Origin of the sequence: Streptomyces sp. SID11385, from assembly GCF_010548245.1 — a bacterium.
Taxonomy (GTDB): domain Bacteria; phylum Actinomycetota; class Actinomycetes; order Streptomycetales; family Streptomycetaceae; genus Streptomyces.
Window position 1 is genome coordinate 1 of the sequence record NZ_JAAGLR010000745.1, and the last position, 257, is coordinate 257.

1 protein-coding gene is annotated in these 257 nt (G+C 66.5%); it reads right to left on the bottom strand.

The window, feature by feature from the left end:
* On the bottom strand, positions 1–257 hold a 257-nt coding region (locus tag G3I42_RS22495), incomplete at both ends, for a DUF742 domain-containing protein (protein WP_164288680.1).

Sequence of the window (257 nt, forward strand, 5' to 3'; positions counted from 1 at the left end):
TCGAGCAGTGTCACGTCTGGCTGGCCGCCGGCGTTCTCGTCGCCGCCGGGCTGGTGGATCGCGACGAGACCGGCCTCCGCCAGGTCGGCGACGAGAATCCGGGCCACGCCGAGGGGAATGGAAAGGAGTGCCGAGATCTCCGCTACTGACTTGATCTCCCGGCACAGATTGCAGATCCGCTGATGCTCGGGCAACTGCCCCTGCATCTGCGAAGGCTGAGCGGTGGTGCTGACCAGCGCCTCGATGGCGAGCTGGTA